The sequence below is a fragment of the Microbacterium sp. A84 genome (assembly GCF_051842815.1).
Taxonomy (GTDB): domain Bacteria; phylum Actinomycetota; class Actinomycetes; order Actinomycetales; family Microbacteriaceae; genus Microbacterium.
In genome coordinates, this window is sequence record NZ_JBPXMS010000001.1 from 613,783 (window position 1) to 635,827 (window position 22,045).

The window sequence follows — 22,045 nt, forward strand, 5'->3', positions numbered from 1 at the left end:
CCGGACTTCACTCACGTGCCGGTCGATCAGGCGACGGTCGGCAGCCACACACGCATCGATGAGGGTCCCCGGTTGGCCCAGGAGTAGTAGGGCACCAGCGGCACGCTGTGTGTCTCCGCCGAGATCTCCACGGAGGCGACCTCGTAGGGCCAGGCGTGCTCCGCCGGGATCATGTGTCGCACGCCGACGCTCACCACACCGCCGACCTCGGTCAGTTCTCCGGTCACACGCACTTCGTCGACGCTGGCGGCGAAGGCGGCATCCGTCGATTCAAGGCACATCACCACGGGACCCCGCTCGACCGCCTGCTGGCCACGAAGCGCGTCGATGCGAGGATCGGGTGTGGTCCAGCGTGCGGTCATCGGGAGGCTGAGTACGATCTCGTCGCCGATGGCGAACGCGCGTCGAATCTTCGCCGAGCCTGGGCGGACGGGCTTGTCCTGAACGCCGTCTCTCAGCACTGCGCCTGCATGTGCCCACCCTGGTACGCGCAGCGAGAGTTCCCATTCCGCATCGATCGACTGGGTCACGACGACTTTAATCTCACCGTCGTGGGGGTAGTTGGTCTCCACCGTTACTGCAACGGTGCCGCCTTCAAGGGATGCTTCGACGACACCACTCGCATACTGATGAATCCGCACGCCCTGGTCCGTGGAGGTGGCGAAGTATGAGCCGAGGGATGCGAGGGTGCGCGCAACGTTCGTGGGACAGCAGGAGACATCGAACCATGGCGCACGAAGGCTCGAGGAGGCACGCGGACTCGCCTCGTCGAGTGCCGGGGTTGATCCGGGCTCTCGCTGATGCAGCGTGTTCGTGTAATAGAAGGCCCGGCCATCGGCGGCCGGCGATGTGGCGACGACGTTGAACAGTGTGCGCTCAATCAGATCGGCGTAACGTTCTTCACCGGTCGCCAACAGAAGCCGGTAGTTGAGCATGATCGAACCGATGCCTGCGCAGGTCTCGGAATACGCGCGGTCACTGGGAAGTTCGAAGTCCGCTCCGAACGATTCGCCCTCGTGATGCGCGCCCATGCCCCCGGTCAGGTACGTGCGCCGGGCGACGGTGCGATCGAGCTGGGCTGCGACGGCGTCGATCAGCCCGGGTTCTTCGTCTTCGATGCCGAGGTCGACGGCGCCGGCTGCGAGGTAAACGGCCCGCACTGCGTGGCCACGCAGCACCTCTGCGTCACGCAGCGGCGTGTCGTCCTGGTAGTAACTGCGCCCGAGCTCAATGTCACCCAACACCCCGTGCCCACGTCGGTTCACGAAAAGACGGGCCTGATCGATGTAGCGGGTCTCTCCCGTGTAACGACCGAATTCGACGAGGGCCATTTCGACCTCGGGGTGTCCACAGACCGATTCGATACCGCCGACGCCGAACACCTCACAGAGGTGGTCTGCGGCGCGGCGAGCGATCTGTACCAGCGCATCTTCACCCACCGTACGGCCGCGTGCGACAGCTGCCTGCAGGAGGTGTCCGTAGCAGTACAGCTCGTGGCCCCACTGCAGATCGGAGTAGCGCGGCTCCTGACCGACCCGACCGAACCGGGTGTTGAGGTAGCCATCAGACTCCTGGGCCGGCTCAATACGAGCGACCAGAGCGCGCAGGCGCGCATCCAGACGATCGTTCTGCGTGCGGCCGAACTCCCATGCCATCGCCTCGATCAGTTTGTAGACATCGGAGTCCGAGAACTCGCGTCCTCTCCGGTCCGCCGGAAGACGGCCTTCAACAGCTGCGTCGAAGTTGCCGATCCAGCCGACCTTCTCCATCCAGTTCTCGCAGTGTTCGATGATGGCGGATGCATTCAGCTCCTGCCTGTCGGCCCAGAATCCGCTGTCAATGCGCACCTGTGAAAGCGCGAGCGGGCGAAGTGCGCCGTGGGAGGGGGCGACGGGGAGGGCAGCGGCAGCGTGTGCGGTACTGATGGGCATAGTGGTCTCCAGCTGAAGATGATTGAAGAAGAAGGGCGTCTACTTGACGGCGCCGAGCGTAAGTCCTTCACGCAGCAGCCGATAGGTGAAGACAAAGAGGATGAGAATCGGGATCGAGGTGATGACGGCGAGTGCCATCAGCCCCGGCCAGTTGATGCCGAAGGCAGAGACCTGCTGGGCGAGCAAGGCGCTCAGTGGGTAGTTGCCAGGCGAGAGGAAGAAGTTGACTGCGTAGAGGAACTCGCCCCACGACATCAGGAAGACGAGGGTTCCGGTCGTGGCGACACCGTTACGCGCGATTGGCAACATCACCGACCAGAAAGTGCGGATCGTGCTCGCGCCATCGATGGATGCGGCTTCCTCCAGCGCTTCCGGCACAGCCCGGAAGAACGGGCGCAGCAGCAAGATCGCGAAAGGAACGAGCATGGCTGTGTCCGCCACGATCACACCGATGTTTTGATCCAGCAGGCCCCAAGAACCGAAGATCTGGTAGAGCGGGATGACGTTAGCTGTCTGTGGCACCATCTGCAGCACGATCAGAAGTCCGAGACCGATGGTCGTGATTCGCGAATCAACGCGGGCAAGCCCGTAGCCGGCCGGAATCGCGATCAGCAGGGTGAGTGCGGTGGTTCCGGCAGCAATCACGATTGATTGCTGCATTGCCACGAACAGGCCCTGGTTCTGCAACACCGAGGTGTACGCATCCAAGGTCGGGGTGAAGAGGAACGATGACTGCGAAGAGATCACATCGCTCGAGCTCTTCAACGAGGTCAGCACGATGAAGAGGATCGGCACCGCGTAGATCAGCAGCAACACGATTCGCAGGGGACCTGCGACGGGCTCGAACTTGCGGCGAGGCCGACGCGGAGTCTTGCCCCCGGTAACGAGCAGCACGGTGGGTGTCAGAGTGCTCACGAGCTGGCCTCCTCTTTGCGAACGTTGCGTGCATAGATGACGGCGAGGACAAGGACGAGCAGGACAGAGATGACGGCGGTGGCCGCTCCCATTCCGAAGTCAAACCGGACGAACGCCTGCAGGTAGCTCAGGAACGGCAGGGTGTTGGTCGAGATTCCCGGTCCCCCATACGTCATCACGAAGATGAAGTCGAAGGAACGGAATGCGTACACGATCGTGAGCACCGTAAGCACGAGCGTTGCTGGCTTCACCGCGGGGACGATCATGTGCCAGATCTCCTGCCAGCGGTTCGCGCCATCGATTCGTGCGGCCTCGAACGTCTCAGCGGAGATGCCGAGGATGCTCGCGCGGTACACGAGAGCGTTGAAGGGCACGACAGCCCAGGAGTTCACGATCGCGACCGAGAGCAAGGCGAATCGCTCGTCGTACAGGAACGGAACCGCATCGGCGGACAGCCCGATCCCGGTGATGACCGAGTTGATGAGGCCCGCATCCCCCAAAAGGAACTTCCAGACGCTGCCGTTGACAACCGGTGGCAGTGCCCAGATGAAGACCATCAGTCCGAGCACGAAGGCGCTCAGCCAGGTGCTCGTGCTCAGCAGGATTGCCGCGGCAAGACCGCCGATCAATCCGATCAGCGTGACGATGAGGACGAACACGACCGTGTTGCCGAGCGCTGGCAGGAGCGAGCCCTGTGCAGCACTTCCTGCGAAGTTGTCGGTGCCGACGAACTTCCATGGCTGGTTGAGGGTACGTGAGTTCACATCGCTGAGACTCATACGCCCCAGCTGGGCGAGAGGGAAGAACGAGAAAACGAGGAGGAAGACCCCTGCCGGTACGGCGAAGCCGAGCTTCTTCCGGCGCGCCGCGCTGCGGTGCCATGCGGATCGGGGTGGCCGACTCCGCGACGCCGTAGTGCGCGCGGACGGCTCTGCGGCCGTCAGTTGTGCTGACATGGGCTTCCTGCCTCGTTCTCGTTGGACTACTGGATTACTTGGCGAGCAGTGGCTCGAGATCGGCAACGAGCTTCTTCGCCGCTTCTGCTGGAGTCAGCTGGCCACCGATGACGGCGCTCCAGATTTGTCCGACGACGAGTTGCTGGTCGGCCACGGCCTCTGCGGGAACGGCGGGTGCCGGGTAGTTCGCGCCGTTCTTCTCGAGCGACTGCGCGAAGGCTGCAAGGATCGGGTCTTCGGTCACCTCGGGTGCGGATGCCGCATCCAGACGTGCCGGAATGCTGCCGACACCGTCCAGCGCGATGGCCTGGCCCTCTGCACTGAAGTACGTCTCCTCGAGGTACTTCCATGCCAGGTCGGGGTTTTTGCTGAACGCACCGATCGCTTCGCCTTCGCCGCCGAGGTACACCTGGCCGTCGGAACCGACCGGGAGCGGGACGACGCCGAACTCGAAGTCCGCATCGCTGCGGGCCGTTCCCAGCTGCCAGTTGCCGTTCTGCGCGAAGGCGATATCTCCTGCTGCCCAGGTCTGGAACGGGACCGTCTGGTCCCACGTCACAGACTCACGGGTGAGCGCGCCGGATTCGGTCCAGGACTGCACCATCGTGAAGGCCTCTTCCAAAGGAGCTGCCTGCGGATCGTCATAGCTGAAGCCGAAGCTCGACAACCACGGGTAGGCCTGCCATTCACCCTGCGACTGCGGAAGCCCGGACAGCGTGATCCCGCCCTTGCCAGCAGCGGTCGCGGTAGTGAGGGCTGCGTTGAGCTCATCCAAGGTCGTCGGCGGCGTCACGCCGAGCTCGTCGAGGACGTCCTGGTTGTACCAGAGCCCGAGCAGGTTGACGTAGCCCTGAACGGCGTACACGTCATCCTCAAGAGAATGCACGACCGACTCGGGGAACTCGGCCTTGTCGGAGAAGGAATCCCACTGCTCGGTCATCGGCGCGAGCGCACCGGCAAGTGCCAGCGTCGAGGCGTCGGCACCGTTGAACACGACGACGTCAGGGCCGGTCTGCGAACCGACGGAGGTGATCAACTTCGAGTTCAGCTGATCGTAAGGAACGAAGACGTTCTCCACGGTGACCGTGTCGTTGCTCGACTCGAAGAGTTCTTTGTAATCGGTGAGAACCTTGACCTGGTTCTCATCGCTGAAGTAGTGCCAAACGGTGATGGTTTCGCCATCTCCGGATGCTCCGCCCGATGCGCTCGGCGTGCAGCCGGCGAGCACGAGCATTGCCGAGACGGCGATCGCTCCGGTAGCGACGGATCGTGAGCGGACACCGCTGATGCGCGGGAATTTCACTGGCATGTGACTTCCTTGTCTGGAATCGTCATTGATCGATGAGTACTCAAGAGAGCAACCTTCACGAAACTTACCGAAAAGGTTTTCGGCGAACATATCACCGTCTTCTATTCTGGTCAATCCGTGTATTGTCGACTACACCGAAACGAAGGAGTGGCGTAGTGAGTCCTGGTGACAAACGAGCACCCCGCGCCACCCTCCGCGATGTCGCAGCCCTTGCCGGAGTCTCGGTCGCCACTGCCTCGAAGGCACTGAATGGCCGCGATCAGGTACATCCCGACACCAGAGCACGCGTGCTCGTCGCTGCCGAGAAGATTTCGTTCACTCCAAACGCGCTTGCTCGCGGTTTGCTCGCTGGCCAGACCGGAACCGTTGGCCTCATCACCGGAGACCTCGACGGACGTTTCTCGCTGCCGATCCTGATGGGCGCCGAAGATGCGTTCGGCAAGGGCAAGACCTCGGTCTTCCTCTGCGATGCCCGAGGCGATGCTATCCGCGAGCAGCACCACCTGGACGCACTGCTGAGCCGCAGAGTCGATGGCCTGATCGTGGTTGGCCCGCGCACAGACCCCCGCCCATCGCTGGGAGGCGATCTGCCTGTTCCGGTTGTATATGCCTACGCCCCCTCCACTGACAGCAATGACCTCTCGCTCGTCCCGGACAATGTGCAGGGAGGCGCCGATTCCGTGGACTTCCTCGTCGCCCGTGGTCGCCGCCGGATCGCGCACATCACCGGGGAGCATGGCTACGCGGCATCGCACGATCGCGTCAGCGGGATCGAGTCAGCCCTGCACAAGCATGGCCTGTCGCTGATCGGGCACGCGCAGTTCGGCTCCTGGACCGAGCAATGGGGTCGTAATGCCGCGGCACAACTGATCGAGCACCACCCCGATATCGACGGAATTCTGTGCGGCAACGATCAGATCGCGCGCGGTGTTCTCGATACCCTGCGTGAGGCCGGTTGGGCAGTACCCGAACGGGTCTCCGTCATGGGGTACGACAACTGGGAGGTATTCACGACCGGGGCACGACCGCACCTGACCAGCGTCGATATGAATCTTGAAGCCCTCGGTGCCCTCGCCGCCCGTCGCCTGTTCGAAGCGATCAACGGCGATTCCCGTTCCGGCATCGAGTCACTGTCGTGCCGGGTCGTTCCGCGCGAGACCACCTGAGCCTGTCCGCCCCGCGGGCTGTATCACTCAGCGTTCGGGCGCTGCCGTTGCCGCTTCGTGGCCGAACGCTGTTCTTTGGCTGCCAAGCGACGCCGATCCGAGCCCTTGGTCGGCTTCGTCGCACGACGGCGGGCAGGCGCCGGAGCGAGCCCCGCCCTGACGAGCTCGGCGAGCTTGTCCAGAGCGATCTCGCGATTGCGCAACTGAGAGCGTTGCTCGGATGCCGTCACGGCGATCGCCCCGGATATCAGGCGTCTCCCGAGCCGGCTGAGCAGCAGCATCCGCTGGTCGTCAGAGAGCACGACTGAATCCGTAACGCTCCAGCGCAGCTCGGCGCGACTGTCTGAGGTGTTGACATGTTGACCGCCGGGGCCGGACGACCGGGAGAATCGCCACTCGAGTTCCGACGCCGGAATCGTGAGGGCGGGTGAAATCTCCAGATCCATGTATCAAGCATGCCGGACGCGGCGCTGGTCGCGCTGAGAAACGAAGAAGCCCTCGATTTCTGAGAGTTCAGAAATCGAGGGCTTTTCAGTGTTGTGACCCCAACGGGATTCGAACCCGTGTTACCGCCGTGAGAGGGCAGCGTACTAGGCCGCTATACGATGGGGCCAGGCTTGCGGAACGTTTCCGTCCCGCGACAACTGTTCAAGTATGCCACGAGGTTTTCTGCTCCGCCAAATCGAGGCGGTCAGAAGTCGGATCCCGGGCGCGTCATCCGAGAAGCAGGTTTGCCGGACAGCTCTCGAAGGAGTTGACTCTCACTATGCGCGTAACGAAGCACGAACATGCCGCCCTCCGAATCGATGAGAGCGGAGACGCACTGATCATCGATCCCGGGTCATTCACCACGCCGCTCGATGAGCTCTCGAACGTAGTGGGCCTTGTCATCACTCACGAGCACCCGGACCACTGGACCCCGGAGCATCTCGACCGCATCCTGCGCGCTGCCCCCGGCATCCCGATCTACGCGCCGGCCGGCGTCGCAGCAGCGGCCACTGACTACGAGATCAGCGTCGTCTCCCCCGGCGATACCGTCATCGCTGGGCGATTCACCCTGCGTTTCTTCGGCGGCGACCACGCCGTCATCCACTCGTCGCTGCCGGCAATCCAGAACGTCGGCGTACTCATCAACGACGAGCTCTACTACCCGGGTGATTCCTACTCGGTGCCGGACGGAATCAACGTCGACACGCTGGCCGCTCCCCTCGGCGGCCCCTGGCTGAAGATCGGCGAGGCCATGGACTTCGTACTCGCGGTGAAGCCTCGCCGCGCCTTCGGCGTGCACGATATGACGCTCTCGGTGATCGGACGCAACATGCACCGCGCCCGACTGAAGTGGGCGACCGAACAGAACGGCGGGGAGTTCTTCGAGCTCGATCCCGGCGACACCATCGACCTGTGACCCGACGCCTACTGCCAGATCCCACCGAACGACTGCGGTTCAGAGAGATGGTCGACACCGATCTCGACGACATGGCGCGGATGCTCGGCGATCCGGAAACGATGGCCTTCTATCCCGCGCCTAAGACGCGTGCGGAGAGCGCCGAATGGATCAGTCGGATGCAGGGCCGCTATGCCGCGGACGGTCACGGCCTTTGGCTGATCGAAACTCTCACTGGCGAGTTCGTCGGCGACTGCGGCATCACCTGGCAGTCGTACAACGACACACCGGTGCGCGAGGTGGGTTACCACGTGCGACGCGACGTTCAGGGAAACGGCTACGCTACCGAAGCGGCGCGCGCGTGCCTCGAGCTGGTGCGACGCGAATACGCCCCCACGCTGCTCACTGCGATCATCCATCCCGAAAACGTCGCTTCCCGACGAGTGGCCGAGCATCTCGGAATGACCCACATCGCGGATGACCGTGCGCACCCGTGGATCGTGCGCACAGTCATGGGAATGGCAGTCGAGCCGGCGGCTCAGCCCTCGCCGAGCTGAGACTGCGCCGCACGCACCCGCAGGTCGCGCGCCAGGTGGTCACGCTGCTCGATCACAAGGCGCCGCAGTGCCGCCGGCGCGCTCCCGTTGGCGGCGAGCCATGCGTCGACCTGTTCGAGATCATCGGATGCCGGGAACAGCCCGACCACTAGGCGTCTGGCGAGCTCGATGCTGCGGTCCTGCCAAGCGCCGAGAATCCGCTCGAAGTACCCTTCGTCGAGATCAGCAATCAGATCACGGCGCCCGCCCGCACGGACACCGTTGATCGTGGCGCTGAGGTGATCGTTGCTGAGCGACAGATCTTCCCACGCGGCGTGCCAGGCCACAGTTCGATTGGCAATGCTCGGCTTCGACCACAGCGCAGTAAGCGACGCCGTTCGTCCGCTCGCCGTACCGTCGCGCTCGAGCTCGTCGGATACGTCGTCGCCCGTCGCGTGCTCGGTCGTACGGAGCGCGGTGAGCAGCGCCCAGCGCAGATCGGGGTCGACGGTCAGGCCCTCCGGCGCATCGCCGTCAAGGATCGCCCGCACATGCTCGGCGCGTGCGTCGTCGTAGGCGGACGCTGCGGCGAAGGCACGCGCCCAGGACAGCTGCGCGTCGCTTCCGGCATCTGCCGCACTGAGAGCCGTCCAGGTCGTCTCCAGCCATGCGGTGCGCTCCGCGGTCCGCGCAGCATCCGAGACGAAATGACCCACCGCGTAGGCGGCATTCGCTAGCACCCCACTCAGAAGGCCGATGTTCTCTTCTGCAGGTGCGTGCGCGCCCACGATCGCCAGATAGCGCGCGGCAGCCAGCTCGCCGTCACGTGTGGAGTTCCACAGCGACGACCACACCAGCGCGCGCGGCAAGGGCTCGAGCGTCGACAGGGCCTTCTCCACGGACGCCAACGAGCGCTCGTCGATGCGTGCCTTGGCGTAGGTCAGATCGTCATCGTTGATCAGCACCAAGTCGGCCTCCTCGAAAGCCACCGGTGTGCGCTCGTCGGCAATGTCCAGATCAACCTTTTCACGCAGCGACAAGCACCCGTCCGTGAGGTTGTACAGTCCAACGCGCAGGCGGTGCGGGCGCGGGTCGGTCTGCACCAGCATCCGCTCGCCGTCCGCACTTTCCTCGAGCGAGAGGGCTGACACACCGCTCGTCTCCAACCAGGCCGTCGACCACGCGCGCAGGTCTCTGCCAGAGGCCTCCTCGAGCTGCACCAGTAGGTCATCCAGCGTGGTGTTGCCGTAGGCGTGCGCTGCGAAGTAGCGCCGTGCACCCTCGAAGAACTGCTCCTCGCCGACGAAGGCGACCAGCTGCTTGAGCACCGACGCACCCTTTGCGTAGGTGATGCCGTCGAAGTTCAACTTCGCTGCTTCCAGGTCGGTGATGTCGGCAACGATCGGATGCGTCGTCGGCAACTGATCCTGCTGATACGCCCAGGCCTTACGGTTCGCGGCGAAGCGCACCCAAGCATCGGTGAAGCGGGTGGCAGCCACCGAGGCGTGGGCGCCCATGTAGTCGGCGAAGGACTCCTTGAGCCAGAGATCGTCCCACCAGCGCATGGTGACGAGGTCTCCGAACCACATATGAGCCATCTCATGCAGGATCGTGTTGGCGCGGCCTCCACGCTGCGCGTCGGTCGCTGCACCGCGCGACAGGTATGCCTCAGTGAAAGTCACCAGGCCGGGGTTCTCCATCGCGCCCAAGTTGTACTCCGGCACGAAGATTTGGTCGTACTTGCCCCATGGGTAGGGGAAATCGAACGAGTCGGTGAAGAAGTCCAGCCCCTGACGCGTGACCTCGATGATCTCGTCTTCTTCGAGGAACCTAGCCAGTGAGGGACGGCACAGCACACCGAGTGCAACGCTCTGCTCACCCCGGGTCCAGGTGGCATCCACTCGGTGATAGGGCCCTGCCGCCACTGAGGTGATGTAGCTGGACAGCGGCAGCGTCGGCGCGAACTCGACCGTCTGGGCGCCGTCGTGCTCGTCTACCGACACCGCGCTCTGGTTCGACAGCACGTGCCAGCCGAGCGGCGCACGCACGACGAATGTGAACGCTGCCTTCATATCGGGCTGTTCGAAGCACGCCATGACTCGCCGCGAGTCCGCCGGCTCGTACTGCGTATAGAGGTAGGTCTCACCGTCTACAGGGTCAACGAATCGGTGCAGACCCTCGCCGGATCGACTGTAGAGCCCGACCCCCTCGACCACGACGGTGTTGGATGCCGCGAGTCCGGTCACTGCGATCCGGGCGCCGTCGTAGGCGACGGGCTGTTCGGCTCCATTGATCGTGACTCTATTCACGGACTCGCCGATGAAGTCGATCCACGTCTCAGATGCGGTGGCATCGAACATCAGTGTCGTGGTGACGCCGAAGCCCGGCCGCTCCTGATTCTGCGCATCAAAAAGGTCAAGCTCGACGCGAATGGTGTGCACGGTGACGCCCGCAGAACGCGCGGCCGTCTCCTGCCTGGTTAGGTTGGCAGAGCTCATTGCTCCATCTTTTCATGTGTCAACACGGTAACTGTCAGCAAGATCGCACAAGAATGGGCTAAGCTGGGGCGATAACATTCACGATGACCTTCGGAATCTCCGGCTGTTCATCGGCCCGAATGCGTAACATGCATGGTGGCCACTCGATCATTTTCCTTCACCTACCTCACGCTCCCAGCCGCGTAACGCCGCGAGTTTTCGCCGTTACTCTGAGAGCCCCATAAGCTGCCGAGCCGAATATCGTCGAGGCATTACGGGTCGAAGCTCGGCCCAACAACACAAAGGAAACACAGCATGGCCACTGGTACTGTCAAATGGTTCAACTCCGACAAGGGCTACGGCTTCATTGCTCCCGATGACGGATCTGCCGATGTCTTCGCGCACTTCAGCGCGATTCAGGGTAGCGGACACCGCAACCTCGAGGAAGCACAGAAGGTCGAGTTCGACACGGAGCAGGGTCCCAAGGGCCCCCAGGCGACGAACATCAACGCTCTCTAATTAGAGCTTCTAAGGCCCAGTCCCACTTTGTGGGGCTGGGCCTTTTTTCGTTGTTGCACAGTCCGCTCCTATGAGCGCGGACTCCGCTCGCACGTGATCCTTCACTACGCTCGCCGTGTCCGCGGCATCGGCTGGATGTTCGTCTTCTTCGTCGTACTCGTCGTCGTCATGCAGTATGCGCTGACCCGCACGAAGTGGGGCCGCTCGGTTTTCGCCGTCGGTGGCAATCGTGAAGCAGCACGTCGCGCGGGCATCAACGTCGGCTGGACCTACATGTCCGTCTTCATGCTCTACTCGTCACTGGCCGCAGTCGGCGGAATGCTCGCCGCAGGACGGCTTGCGGCAGCCGCTCAGAGCAGCGGAACAGGAGATGTGAATCTCGATTCATCGTTCCGATACATGACTACGGGTGCGGTGCTCCTCATCGCCGTGATGCTGGATGCCGCGTCCCGCCGTAGCCGGACAATGCACGGCCGGGCCTGAATCCAAAAAAGAAAACCCCCGCGTGAGCGGGGGTTTTTCTTTGGCTGGGGTACCTGGACTCGAACCAAGAACAACGGTACCAGAAACCGCCGTGTTGCCAATTACACCATACCCCAAGGGCAAAACGTGAGCCTCGCACCGAGAGTTAAGCTTACCCGAGCTTGGCCATAATGCCAAAGTGACGCGCATGCGACGTCGCCCGGGCGCGCCGTCAGGATCCCAGTTGGGCAGAAAGCGCCCGCAGACGCGTCAGCGTCGCGTCCTTGCCAATGAGCTCCATCGATTCGAAGAGCGGCGGAGACACGCGGCGACCAGTGATGGCAACGCGCGGAGGCCCGTAGGCGACGCGCGGCTTGAGCTCTAGCTTCTCGACGAGCGCCGTGGCGAGAGCATCCTGGATCTTCTCCGGGGTGAACTCGGAGACGGGCTCGAGTGCAGTCACACACGCATCGAGAACCTCGGCGGCGTTCGCCGGCAGCCCCTTGAGTGCGTCGGCGTCATACGACACCTCATCGCCGAACAGGAAACCGAGCATGCCAGGCACATCGCCGAGCAGCTGCACACGCTCCTGCACGAGCGGTGCGGCGCGGAACGCGAGCACGAGCTGCTCATGAGTCGGCTCCTCGAACAGTCCCGCAGCGGCAAGATACGGGATCGTCCGCTCCGCGAAGTCCTTCACATCCAGCATCCGGATGTGATCGCCGTTGATCGACTCGGCCTTCTTCTGATCGAAGCGTGCCGGGTTCGGGTTCACGTTCTCGATATCGAACGCGGCGATGAACTCCTCCAGCGAGAAAACATCGCGGTCTGGACCGATCGACCAGCCGAGGAGCGCGAGGTAGTTCAGCAGACCCTCGGGAATGAAGCCACGGTCCCGGTGCAGGAACAGATCGGCCTGAGGGTCACGCTTGGAGAGCTTCTTGTTGCCGGTCTCCCCCAGCACGAGCGGCATGTGCGCGAATCGCGGCACGAAAGTCGTGACGCCCGCGTCGATCAATGCGGCGTACAACGCCAGCTGACGCGCGGTCGACGGCATCAGGTCTTCGCCGCGCAGCACGTGAGTGATACCCATGAGCGCGTCGTCGACCGGGTTCACGAAGGTGTACAGCGGGACGCCGTTCGGCCTGACGACGACGAAGTCGGGGAAGGAACCAGCCGGGAACGTCACCTCATCGCGAATCAGGTCGACGTATGTGAGGTCTTCATCCGGCACGCGAAGACGCAAGGCCGGCTGACGGCCCCCTGCACGGAAGGCGGCCTTTTGCTCGTCGGTCAGATCCCGATCGAAATTGTCATAACCGAGCTGCTTCGCCCGACCGTTCGCCTCATTGCGGGCGTCGATCTCCTCGGCGTTCGAGTAGCTCTCGTAGAGCGCACCAGTGGCTGTCAGCTTCTCGATGATGCCACGGTAGATATCGTGGCGCTCAGACTGACGGTACGGCGCGTGCGGTCCACCGACCTCGACGCCCTCATCCCAATCGATCTTCAACCAGGTGAGCGCGTCAACGAGCTGTCGGAAGCTCTCCTCGCTGTCGCGGGAAGCATCGGTGTCTTCGATGCGGAAGATCATCTTGCCGCCGTTGTGCCGGGCATACGCCCAGTTGTACAGCGCGGTGCGGACCATGCCGACGTGCGGTGTGCCGGTCGGCGAAGGGCAGAACCGGACGCGGACGTCGGCACCGCTGGCGGTTGTGGTCAGAGCGTGAGGAGTAGCCATATCTCCTCAATCCTACGCGTGTGAACGATGCCCGCTGGTCTGTTCAACCGGGTCGACCGACTGCCACTGCAGCCGTGTGCTCAAGCGCGACCGCTTCGTCGACAACGTGCTCAGCGCAGAGCTGATCGAACGCGCGACGAAACTGCACGCGATCGGCGACGATGAGCGACTGATAGAACGCCCCGGCAGAGGCGACTCCACCTTCAGCGGAGGCCCACAGCTGATCAATAGTGGCACGCCAGCTCCAGGTGAGCTCTGCGACCTTGATCCTGTGCCAGCCGCCTTCCGACAGCATCCGCCCGAATCCGGATGCCGTTCGCTCAAAGTCCCTTTCTGGCGGCAGTCGATTGCCCGCGGCGGGTGTAAGCCCTGCGCGCTCGCATACAGACAACCAGAACCACGAAGGCGAGACGATCCAGATCGTCGTCGCCAACACTGCGTCCGGAGCCGCCACGCGCGCCATTTCCCGTGCAGCCACTCGGGGATCGTCTACGTGGTTGAGTACGAAGTTCGCCGTCACCGCATCGAATTCAGCGTTTGCAAACGGCAGCGCGGGCAATGCGCCTTCGACCAGGGCGAGCGTCGGATGCTGTCGGCCGGCCACCACGCGCATCGTCTCCTCGGGTTCGCACCCGGTGACGTTCCACCCTGCGGCTGACAGATGCGCTGCCAGAGCTCCAGTGCCGGAGCCTACGTCGAGCAGTCGACGTTCACGTGCTGGTCCGAGCCTGGCGACAAGAGCGTCATGAGTGCCAGCACACAGCGCGGCATACGAGGCGGCATACGCCTCGCCCTTACCCGCCCACTCTCTCATTTCTGGGTTCGCCCCAGCGGCGCGAGTACCACCATGACGATCAAGAGAACGGATGCCGCGATGCCTACCCCCGCGTACTGGAAGTTTGCCAGGATCACGCCGGCGAGCACTGCACCCGCCGCCGCACACAGGCTCATGAGCGAGTCGCTGCGGCCCTGACGTCGGGTGCGGAGTTCCGGGGCGCTCGCCTCGGTCAACAGGGCAGCACCCGCGACAGTCGCGGCGCTCCAACCGAGGCCGAGCAGCACAAGCGCAGTCATCACCCCACTGGCGGAATCGTTCGCGAAGATCGCGAATCCGAGAGCCCCCGCCAGCAGCACCTGTCCGAGCAATACCACGCGCAGGCGTCCGAGTCGGTCAGCGAGGATGCCGAATACCGGCGACAGCCCGTACATCCCCGCCACATGCAGCGCGATCGTCACACCCACCAACGCCGAGATATCTGTACTCGAGGCATGGCCGCCATGAGCGCTGTGCGCCATATGGGAGAGGTGAATCGGCGTCATCGCCATCACCGAGGCCATCACAACGTGCGAGCCGGCGATCACGAAGATCGCGTAGCGCGCGACCGTCGGCCGGTCTAACTGCGACAGCGACCCTGAGAGTGATGCGGCGGCATCCCGAGCGATCCGTTGCGCGGTCAGCAGCGGGTCTGGGCGCAGCGCGACGATGTATAGGAGGAAGGCGGCGGCCTGGGCAACCAGCGAGAACAGATAGGAACCGGTCTGAGGCGGCATTCCGATCGCCTGACCGACGATCTCGCCCGGCCCGAGCAGCAGCGGCCCCGAGACGCCGCCGACCGTGGTCGCCCAGACGACCACGGAGAGGTCACGCCCGCGGTGCTGAGGTGAGGCAAGGTCGGTCGCGGCGAACCTGGACTGCAGATTACCTGCGTTGCCGGCACCGATCATGAGGATGCCAGCCAGCAGCATCGGAAAGTTCCGCAGCGCTGCGGCCAGAATGACGACGCCGATGCCCACCAGCGCGAACAGATTGCCGAGGGTCAACGCGCGACGGCGTCCGACGCGGCTCGCCAGCCGTGCCAGCGGGATCGCGCACAGAGCGGCGCCCAGGGTCACAGATGCGGTCGCCAACCCCGACAGCGCATCGTCGCCGGAGAGGTCGGCCGCGAGCAGCGCCCCGAGCGAAACAGTGGCCCCGAACGCAATACCGCCGAGCACCTGTCCGAGCGATAGCACGAGCACCGTGCGCCGCTGCACGGCCGCCTGGTTGACGGCCGCGACCTCGATCATGCGACCGGAAGTGCGTCGCGCACAGAGTTACGCAGGATGCCGAGACCGCTGATCTCGACTTCGACAGTGTCGCCGGCAGCGAAGGGGCCGACTCCAGCCGGAGTGCCCGTCAGGATCACGTCACCGGGAAGCAGCGTGAAAACTGCGGAGGCATACTCGATGATCGCCTGGACGGAGTGAATCATGTCGCTCAGAGGAGCGTGCTGACGCACCTCACCGTTCACGCGGGTCTCGAGCGTGGCGTCCTTGGCATCGAATTCTGTCTCGATGACCGGCCCGAGCGGGCAGAAAGTATCGAAGCCCTTGCCCCTGGTCCACTGACCGTCCTTCTTCTGCAGGTCGCGCGCGGTGACATCGTTGCCGATCGTGTATCCGAAGACGTAGTCCAGGGCATTCTCCGCCTTGACGTTCTTCGCGATCCGACCGATGACGACGGCCAACTCGCCTTCATGCTCAGTACGCTCTGACAGTGTCGGACGCACGATGGTGTCGCCGGGACCGATCACCGAGGTGTTCGGCTTGAGGAAGAGCAGTGGCTCCTCGGGTGCCACTCCCCCCATCTCTGCGGCGTGATCGTGATAGTTCTTGCCGACACAGACGACCTTGGAGCGCGGGATCACCGGCGCGAGCAGCGCGGCATCCGCCAGCGGCACGCGCTCACCCGTGGTCTCATATCCGGCGAACATCGGGTCACCAGCGAGGACGACGAGCTCCCGCTCATCGACGATGCCGTAGCGGATTGCGTCATTGTGGCTGAACCGAGCGATCTTCACTCGACCAGCCTAGCGACCCGACTCCTCCCCTATCTACCTCCGCCGAGCCCCCGTCTTGGCGCCGAGGCCCCGTCGTATTGACGTCTTCACGATGGGGGCTCGCTGGGAAAACGGGGGCTCGGCGGAACAAACGGGTCGGGACACGGGGTCGACGGAACGCCGGGGTCAACCTGGAGGTGTGACGCCGAAGTGAGCGAGGCGATCGCCCAGCGTGTCCGGTGAACCGATGTGCATACTTCCCCAGCGTGCGAACGACCAGCCTGTGACTCCGCGGACATCATCCTCGCGGCGCTTCTCCGCGAGCATCGCGTCGACGGGTGTTGGTTCAGTACGAAGTTCCGGCTCGAGGTACTTGCCCTCGCCGTCGAACTCGCCGAATGTCCGCGAGCGCCGAAACCCGAAGTCCAGGAAGTATCGATCGCCCTCGGCACCGACGACGGGGACCTGGAGATCCGGGGCATGAAAACCTAGCCGGAACAACTGCAATCTGCTCACGCTCTCCCCCGGCAACTGAGCGCGTCCGTCCACGAAAGCCGTGACCCAGCGTGCTTGTCTCACTCCACGCAGACCTGGCCCCGCAAACCTTTCGAGTTCTTCGCGCCACTGGGCTGCCGCATCCGCGTCGTACTCCTGCCCGTGCACGGCGATCGACCTCAGCGCGGCATCGCCGGCGGATACTGCAGCTTCGAGACGAGTCGTGCGCGCCAGATCGAACACGGTGCGGTGCAGCGAGGTGCACATGATGCCGTAACGTTCGCTGATCTCATCCTCCGCGACGTCGGACTCATGTCTGGCAACCCCGGCGGCAACACGGCTGTGTCGCGCCCCTGCGATGAGCACATGGGACCAGCACGTCCGCGATGCGGTAGAGCGGGAGGCCCCAGAGCACGGCGGCAGACAGATGGGTGAAGACGGGCCCCGCGCCTGGGCTTGCTCGTTTCACCGCGATCACGCGCAGCAGATGTTTACCCTCCGGCCACAGGCGTTCCCACTCCGTCCCATCGACGTAAAATCCGCGATGGACGCGCACGATCGTCTGGCTGATCACACGGTCACGCAATTCACGTTCTGTGCAGCCTGTGCTCAACAGGGCATCGCGGGACAGCAGCATTTCATCGGCCTGGGCGAAGGAAATTCTCTTACGCATCCCGCCATCGTGGCGGCCTGCAGCGCCTCACAACCGCTATCCACAGCTTCCGGCTCTGAACCTCGTCCGTGCAGAACGAGTCAACACCCGCTGAGCCCCCGTCTTACTGTCGAGCCCCCGTCGTATTGACGTCAATACGACGGGGGCTCGACGAGAAGACGGGGGGGGTCGGCGAAAGAAAGAGTGAGGAAGGCGCCGACGCCCCGTCTCCGCGAGAGAAACGTCAGGCGTCGAGGCGCAGCAACCAGCCGTGCTTGTCTTCGCGACGGCCGTACTGGATGTCAGTGAGTTCCTCGCGCAGCGACAGCGCCAGGTCACCGATCGGCTGCTCGTCTTCGAAGTCCGCCGTCACGAGCGCGCCGATCGGGGTCACCACCGCAGCCGTGCCACAGGCGAACACCTCGACGATGTCGCCGGAGGCAACACCATCGCGCCATTCCTGCAGCGAAACTGCGCGCCGCTCGACCTTGTGGCCGCGGTCTTCGGCAAGCTGCAGCAGCGAGTCTCGAGTGATTCCCTCGAGGATGCTGTCCGAATGAGGTGTGACGACGCGTCCGTCCTTGAAGACGAACACAACATTCATGCCACCGAGCTCTTCGACGTTGCCGTCCTGATCGAGAAACACGACCTGGTCGCAGCCCTTGTCATAGGCCTCCGCCTGCGGCAGCAAGCTGGACGCGTAGTTGCCGCCGGTCTTGGCAGTACCAGTGCCGCCCTTGCCCGCGCGTGCATACTGCTCCGAGAGCCAGATCCGCACCGGCTTCACGCCGCCCTTGAAGTACGAACCCGCCGGGCTCGCGATCAGATAGTACGCAACCTTCTCGGCCGGACGCACGCCGAGGAATGCTTCCTTCGCGAACATGAAGGGACGCAGGTAAAGGCTCTGGTCCGCACCCGACGGAACCCACGCGCCATCGACAGCGATGAGCTCACGAATCGACTGGATGAAGTACTCCACGGGCAGTTCCGGCAGCGCCATTCGGCGCGCGCTGCGCTGCAGACGTGCACCATTCTGCTCTGGACGGAACGTGTAGATCGACCCGTCAGCGTGACGGTAGGCCTTGATGCCCTCGAAGATCTCCTGCCCGTAGTGCAGGACGGCAGCCGCCGGGTCGAGCGAAATCGGTCCGTAGGGCTGCACTCTCGGGCGGTGCCAGCCGCCGCGCGCTGACCAGCACACATCGACCATGTGGTCGGTGAAGACCGTGCCGAAGCCAGGGTCCTTGAAGATTTCTTCACGCGCGGCAGCCGACTTCGCGGCAAGGTTCTTGGTCACGGCGAACTCGAGCGGGGCGAGTTCGGTTTCAGTGGTTGTCATGTCACATCCTGCGGTTGATGCGGGCGGCGCTCGCGTGCGTCCAGACTACGCCTGGAGCCTTGCGATGATAGCGTCACCCGTCTGGCTGGTGGTCCGAGAACCGGCTCGATCGACGATGTCTGCTTCGACCGCGTGAGTTACGCGGTCTGCTTCCTCCCGAAGCCCGAGGTGATCGAGCAGGAGTGCGACAGACAGGATCGCCGCCGTTGGGTCGGCTTTCTGCTGGCCTGCGATGTCCGGCGCCGAACCATGAACGGGTTCGAACATCGAGGGGAACGCGCCGTCAGGGTTGATATTTCCTGAAGCAGCGAGGCCGATGCCACCGGTGACGGCGCCTGCCAGATCCGTGAGGATGTCACCGAAGAGGTTGTCGGTGACGATCACGTCGAAGCGGGAAGGGTTTGTGACCAGGAAGATTGTGGCCGCATCGACGTGCAGATAGTCTACGACCACTCCGGGGTGCTCCTGCGCCACCTCGTTGACGATGCGCTGCCACAGACCGCCCGAGTGCACGAGAACGTTGGTCTTGTGCACCAGCGTGAGCGTGTTCCTCCGACGCTCGGCGAGCTCGAAAGCGTAGCGGACCACCCGCTCGACGCCATACGCAGTGTTCACACTCGTCTCGTTTGCGATCTCATGCGGCGTTCCGGTGCGGATTGCGCCGCCGTTGCCGACGTACGGCCCCTCAGTGCCCTCGCGGACGACGACGAAGTCGACCTCGCCAGGGTCGGCGAGCGGGCCAGGGGCGCCGGGGTACAGCTTCGACGGGCGCAGGTTCACGTAGTGATCGAGCGTGAAGCGCAGTTTCAGCAGCAGCCCACGCTCGATGTTCGCATCCTTCAGACGCGGGTCGCCCGGCGTGCCGCCGACCGCGCCCAGCATAATGGCGTCATTCGCGCTGATCGCGGCGAGGTCCTCATCGGTGAGCGTGTCCCCTGTCTCGAGGAAGCGCGCCGCTCCCAGCGAGAAGTGTGTCTTCTCGAACGTCACGTCACTGTCTGCGGTGACAGCGTCCAGCACTTTCTCCGCTTCAGCGACGACCTCGGGACCGATACCGTCACCGGGGATGACGGCAAGCTTGACGACACGCGACATGACACTCCTTGCACCGGATGGCCCGTTGCGCGACATCGCTCGGGCATGTACCCACCAGCGTACTGGTCAGCGCGAACGCTTCGTGCGCAGGGTGACGGCTGCGATCACTCCCGCCAATGCGACCAGCGCTGCGCCGATCAGTGCGGTGACCATCACCCCGGATTCGAAGGCGGATGCCGCAGCATCCCACAGCGCCGATCCGAGCGGCTGCGGCAGTGTCTGAGAAGTCGTGTAGGCCCCGGCGAGAGTCTCACGGGCGGTATGCGCTGCCTCCGTCGACACCCCGTCAGGAATGACGAGCGCGCCCCGGTACATCGCGGTGATGATTCCACCGAGGATCGTGGTGCCCAGCACTGCGCCGAGTTCGTAGGCCGTTTCAGAAACGGCGCTCGCGGCTCCGGCCTTTGCCGAAGGCGCGCTGGAGAGGATCAGCTCATTGGAAATCGTCTCCGCGGCACCGATCCCGATGCCCAGCACCACGAAGGCGATAACCAACGGCAGCGCACCGTGACCAGCCGTTGTAAAGGCGACCAGCAGGTAGCCGATGAAGGAAAAGACAAGCGCTATCGGCACGACCAGGTGCGGCTGTACCCGACGCGAGATCGGCACGACAGTGAGCCCCGCGACGATGATGGCAAGCATGCCGGGAACAAGTGCAAGCCCCGCCTCCATCGGTGACATACCGAGAACAAGCTGCAGATGTTGCGGGACAAAATACAGGAATCCGACCAAGGCGACGACGCTGAGCAAGTTCACCAGGATCGCGCCGGAGAACGTGCCACGACGGAACAGTGCCATATCCAGCATCGGATTCTTTGCACGCAATTGACGGCGCACGAACAGCGCGCCCATCCCCAGGCCGAGAACGGCCCACACGGCTGCGCCGGGCGTCGGCCCGTCAACGGCAAGAGACTTGATCGCATAGACGACGGGGATCATCGTGGCCATTGAGAGCAGGATGCTGATCGGATCGATCTTGCCCGGATTCGGGTCACGACTCTCCGGCACGAGAAGCGGTGCCGCGATCAACAGTGGGATCAGCACGGGCACCGCGATGAGGAACACCGAGCCCCACGCGAAGTGCTCAAGCAGGAAACCGCCGACGATCGGACCGAGCGCTGAGCCCGCCGAGAACGCCGACGCCCAGACGGCAATCGCAAGGCGGCGCTGGTCACGGTTCCGGAAGATCGAGCGCAGCAGCGACAGCGTCGAGGGCATGAGCATCGCGCCGAACAGTCCCAGCAGCGCCCGCGCGGCAATGAGGAGCGCTGCGGTCGGAGCAAACGCGGCGAGAACAGAGACGGCAGCGAATCCGGTGGAGCCGATGAGCAGCATCCTCCGGCGCCCGAACCGGTCACCCAAGGTACCCATCGTGACCAGGAGACCAGCGAGCACGAGCGGATAGATATCGATGATCCACAGCTGCTCAGCGCCGGACGGTGCGAGATCGATGGCAATTTTGGGCAACGCGAAGCTCAGCACGGTGTTGTCCACCGATACCAGGAGCACTGGCAGCATCAGCACGACCAACGCGAACCATGCGCGAGCGCCGGCGCGAGGCGCGTGGATGCCGCCCGTCTCGAGCGGCGCAGTATCAGCCATCACGTATCTTCCCTCGCATCAATGAACTTCCTTACTATACCGTCCGGCTGGTACAGTAAGCGCCATGGCTCGACCTCCCCTGGCACGCGAAAGAGTTCTCGATGCCTTCCAGACAATCCTCATCGAAGACGGTGAACGCACGGCGACGCTGGATGCCACGGCGAAGTCCGCTGGGGTCTCCAAAGGCGGACTGCTCTACCACTTCGCGTCCAAGGAAGAGCTCGTCGCCGGGCTTCTAGAACGGCTGGAACGGCTCGCCGCAGCGGATCTGACGCGAATGGCGGCAGCTCCCGACGGGCCGATCTCCTATTTCCTGCGCACATCCGTCATGGAAGACGCTGACCTCGACCGCGCGCTCGTCGCCGCAGCGCGCGTTGCACAGGGGGGATCCACTGTGGCAGCCGATGCGCTGCGGCGCATTCGGGAGTCGTGGTCTGATGCGCTGCGCCCGCATGTGCGCGACGAGACCGCGCTCGACCTCGTGATGCTTCTCAGTGACGGGCTCTACTACAACAACGCACTGGATGCCGCAGGCACCGGGCTCGCCACCCCCGTGCCGACTGGCGCGCAGCTTGAGAAGCTCATCGCTCTCGCACTGCGCGCATCAACCTGACCGCGCGCATCAACCTGATCGTTCCGGGCAGAACCCC

The 22,045-nt window shown here is 63.8% G+C and carries 21 protein-coding genes and 2 tRNA genes; 6 read left to right on the forward strand and 17 right to left on the reverse strand.

The genetic code is table 11. The features are described 5' to 3' along the window. Positions 1–26 precede the first annotated feature (26 nt). The 4 genes from ACSU04_RS03115 to ACSU04_RS03130 are packed head-to-tail and all read right to left on the reverse strand — an operon-like array spanning position 27 to position 5,111. Complete coding sequence (locus tag ACSU04_RS03115) at positions 27–1,931, reverse strand: glycoside hydrolase family 127 protein (RefSeq protein WP_439288405.1); 1,905 nt, start codon at positions 1,929–1,931, stop codon at positions 27–29. Between the two features lie 39 nt (positions 1,932–1,970). Next, positions 1,971–2,846: a carbohydrate ABC transporter permease gene (locus ACSU04_RS03120; RefSeq protein WP_439278359.1), complete on the reverse strand. Its 876-nt coding sequence runs from the start codon at positions 2,844–2,846 to the stop codon at positions 1,971–1,973. Beyond that, the gene (locus tag ACSU04_RS03125) at positions 2,843–3,802 is read right to left on the reverse strand and encodes a carbohydrate ABC transporter permease (protein ID WP_439278360.1); all 960 of its coding nucleotides are present in this window, start codon (positions 3,800–3,802) and stop codon (positions 2,843–2,845) included. The genes ACSU04_RS03120 and ACSU04_RS03125 overlap by 4 nt, the downstream gene beginning before the upstream one ends. 34 nt (positions 3,803–3,836) lie before the next feature. Then, on the reverse strand, positions 3,837–5,111 hold the full coding sequence (locus ACSU04_RS03130; protein WP_439278361.1) for a sugar ABC transporter substrate-binding protein: 1,275 nt from the start codon (positions 5,109–5,111) through the stop codon (positions 3,837–3,839). Positions 5,112–5,266: 155 nt separating this feature from the next. Between ACSU04_RS03130 and ACSU04_RS03135 the strand changes: the two genes are divergently transcribed. Then, complete coding sequence (locus tag ACSU04_RS03135) at positions 5,267–6,277, forward strand: LacI family DNA-binding transcriptional regulator (RefSeq protein WP_439278362.1); 1,011 nt, start codon at positions 5,267–5,269, stop codon at positions 6,275–6,277. A gap of 23 nt (positions 6,278–6,300) precedes the next feature. On the opposite strand, the gene arfB is transcribed toward ACSU04_RS03135, so the two are convergent. Together arfB and ACSU04_RS03145 are read right to left on the reverse strand one after the other, a co-directional pair. Then, complete coding sequence (gene arfB, locus ACSU04_RS03140; protein WP_439278363.1) at positions 6,301–6,723, reverse strand: alternative ribosome rescue aminoacyl-tRNA hydrolase ArfB; 423 nt, start codon at positions 6,721–6,723, stop codon at positions 6,301–6,303. Between the two features lie 94 nt (positions 6,724–6,817). Beyond that, positions 6,818–6,890: transfer RNA gene (locus ACSU04_RS03145), tRNA-Glu, on the reverse strand. Positions 6,891–7,043: 153 nt separating this feature from the next. On the opposite strand from ACSU04_RS03145, the gene ACSU04_RS03150 reads away from it, so the two are divergent. Both ACSU04_RS03150 and ACSU04_RS03155 read left to right on the forward strand, forming a co-directional pair. After that, positions 7,044–7,682: an MBL fold metallo-hydrolase gene (locus ACSU04_RS03150; RefSeq protein ID WP_439288406.1), complete on the forward strand. Its 639-nt coding sequence runs from the start codon at positions 7,044–7,046 to the stop codon at positions 7,680–7,682. Further along, positions 7,679–8,218 carry a GNAT family N-acetyltransferase gene (locus tag ACSU04_RS03155; protein WP_439288407.1) on the forward strand — a complete coding sequence of 180 codons (540 nt, stop codon included), beginning with the start codon at positions 7,679–7,681 and terminating at the stop codon, positions 8,216–8,218. The genes ACSU04_RS03150 and ACSU04_RS03155 overlap by 4 nt, the downstream gene beginning before the upstream one ends. Here ACSU04_RS03155 and pepN read toward each other — a convergent pair. Beyond that, positions 8,200–10,695 (reverse strand): aminopeptidase N, encoded by a 2,496-nt coding sequence (gene pepN / locus ACSU04_RS03160; RefSeq protein ID WP_439288408.1) that lies wholly within the window; start codon positions 10,693–10,695, stop codon positions 8,200–8,202. The genes ACSU04_RS03155 and pepN overlap by 19 nt on opposite strands. Before the next feature lie 294 nt (positions 10,696–10,989). Here pepN and ACSU04_RS03165 point away from each other — a divergent pair, with 294 nt between their 5' ends. Continuing rightward, positions 10,990–11,193, forward strand: a complete 204-nt coding sequence (locus ACSU04_RS03165; RefSeq protein ID WP_036279545.1) for a cold-shock protein — start codon at positions 10,990–10,992, stop codon at positions 11,191–11,193. 93 nt (positions 11,194–11,286) lie between these two features. Further along, positions 11,287–11,676, forward strand: a complete 390-nt coding sequence (locus tag ACSU04_RS03170) for an ABC transporter permease subunit (protein WP_439288409.1) — start codon at positions 11,287–11,289, stop codon at positions 11,674–11,676. 41 nt (positions 11,677–11,717) lie between these two features. Here the strand turns inward: ACSU04_RS03170 and ACSU04_RS03175 are convergent. From ACSU04_RS03175 to ACSU04_RS03220, 10 genes are all read right to left on the reverse strand, one after another. Next, positions 11,718–11,792: transfer RNA gene (locus ACSU04_RS03175), tRNA-Gln, on the reverse strand. 95 nt (positions 11,793–11,887) lie between these two features. Then, entirely contained in the window at positions 11,888–13,393 is a 1,506-nt protein-coding gene (gltX, locus tag ACSU04_RS03180; protein WP_439288410.1) for a glutamate--tRNA ligase, read from the reverse strand. 43 nt (positions 13,394–13,436) lie between these two features. Further along, positions 13,437–14,207 carry a class I SAM-dependent methyltransferase gene (locus ACSU04_RS03185; RefSeq protein WP_439288411.1) on the reverse strand — a complete coding sequence of 257 codons (771 nt, stop codon included), beginning with the start codon at positions 14,205–14,207 and terminating at the stop codon, positions 13,437–13,439. Then, the gene (locus ACSU04_RS03190) at positions 14,204–15,460 is read right to left on the reverse strand and encodes an MFS transporter (protein WP_439288412.1); all 1,257 of its coding nucleotides are present in this window, start codon (positions 15,458–15,460) and stop codon (positions 14,204–14,206) included. Before ACSU04_RS03190 ends, ACSU04_RS03185 begins: the two co-directional genes overlap by 4 nt. After that, positions 15,457–16,233 (reverse strand): fumarylacetoacetate hydrolase family protein, encoded by a 777-nt coding sequence (locus tag ACSU04_RS03195; protein WP_439278379.1) that lies wholly within the window; start codon positions 16,231–16,233, stop codon positions 15,457–15,459. Before ACSU04_RS03195 ends, ACSU04_RS03190 begins: the two co-directional genes overlap by 4 nt. 165 nt (positions 16,234–16,398) lie before the next feature. Next, positions 16,399–16,974: a hypothetical protein gene (locus ACSU04_RS03200; RefSeq protein ID WP_439288413.1), complete on the reverse strand. Its 576-nt coding sequence runs from the start codon at positions 16,972–16,974 to the stop codon at positions 16,399–16,401. A gap of 43 nt (positions 16,975–17,017) precedes the next feature. Continuing rightward, a complete protein-coding gene (locus ACSU04_RS03205) occupies positions 17,018–17,380 on the reverse strand; it encodes a hypothetical protein (RefSeq protein WP_439288414.1) in 363 nt (120 codons plus the stop codon). A gap of 223 nt (positions 17,381–17,603) precedes the next feature. Then, entirely contained in the window at positions 17,604–18,698 is a 1,095-nt protein-coding gene (locus tag ACSU04_RS03210; protein ID WP_439288415.1) for a branched-chain amino acid aminotransferase, read from the reverse strand. 45 nt (positions 18,699–18,743) lie between these two features. Beyond that, entirely contained in the window at positions 18,744–19,793 is a 1,050-nt protein-coding gene (locus ACSU04_RS03215; RefSeq protein ID WP_439288416.1) for a 3-isopropylmalate dehydrogenase, read from the reverse strand. A 66-nt stretch (positions 19,794–19,859) separates the two neighbouring features. Next, positions 19,860–21,395: an MFS transporter gene (locus ACSU04_RS03220; RefSeq protein ID WP_439288417.1), complete on the reverse strand. Its 1,536-nt coding sequence runs from the start codon at positions 21,393–21,395 to the stop codon at positions 19,860–19,862. A gap of 64 nt (positions 21,396–21,459) precedes the next feature. Here ACSU04_RS03220 and ACSU04_RS03225 point away from each other — a divergent pair, with 64 nt between their 5' ends. After that, the gene (locus tag ACSU04_RS03225; protein WP_439278384.1) at positions 21,460–22,008 is read left to right on the forward strand and encodes a TetR/AcrR family transcriptional regulator; all 549 of its coding nucleotides are present in this window, start codon (positions 21,460–21,462) and stop codon (positions 22,006–22,008) included. Positions 22,009–22,045: the final 37 nt, after the last annotated feature.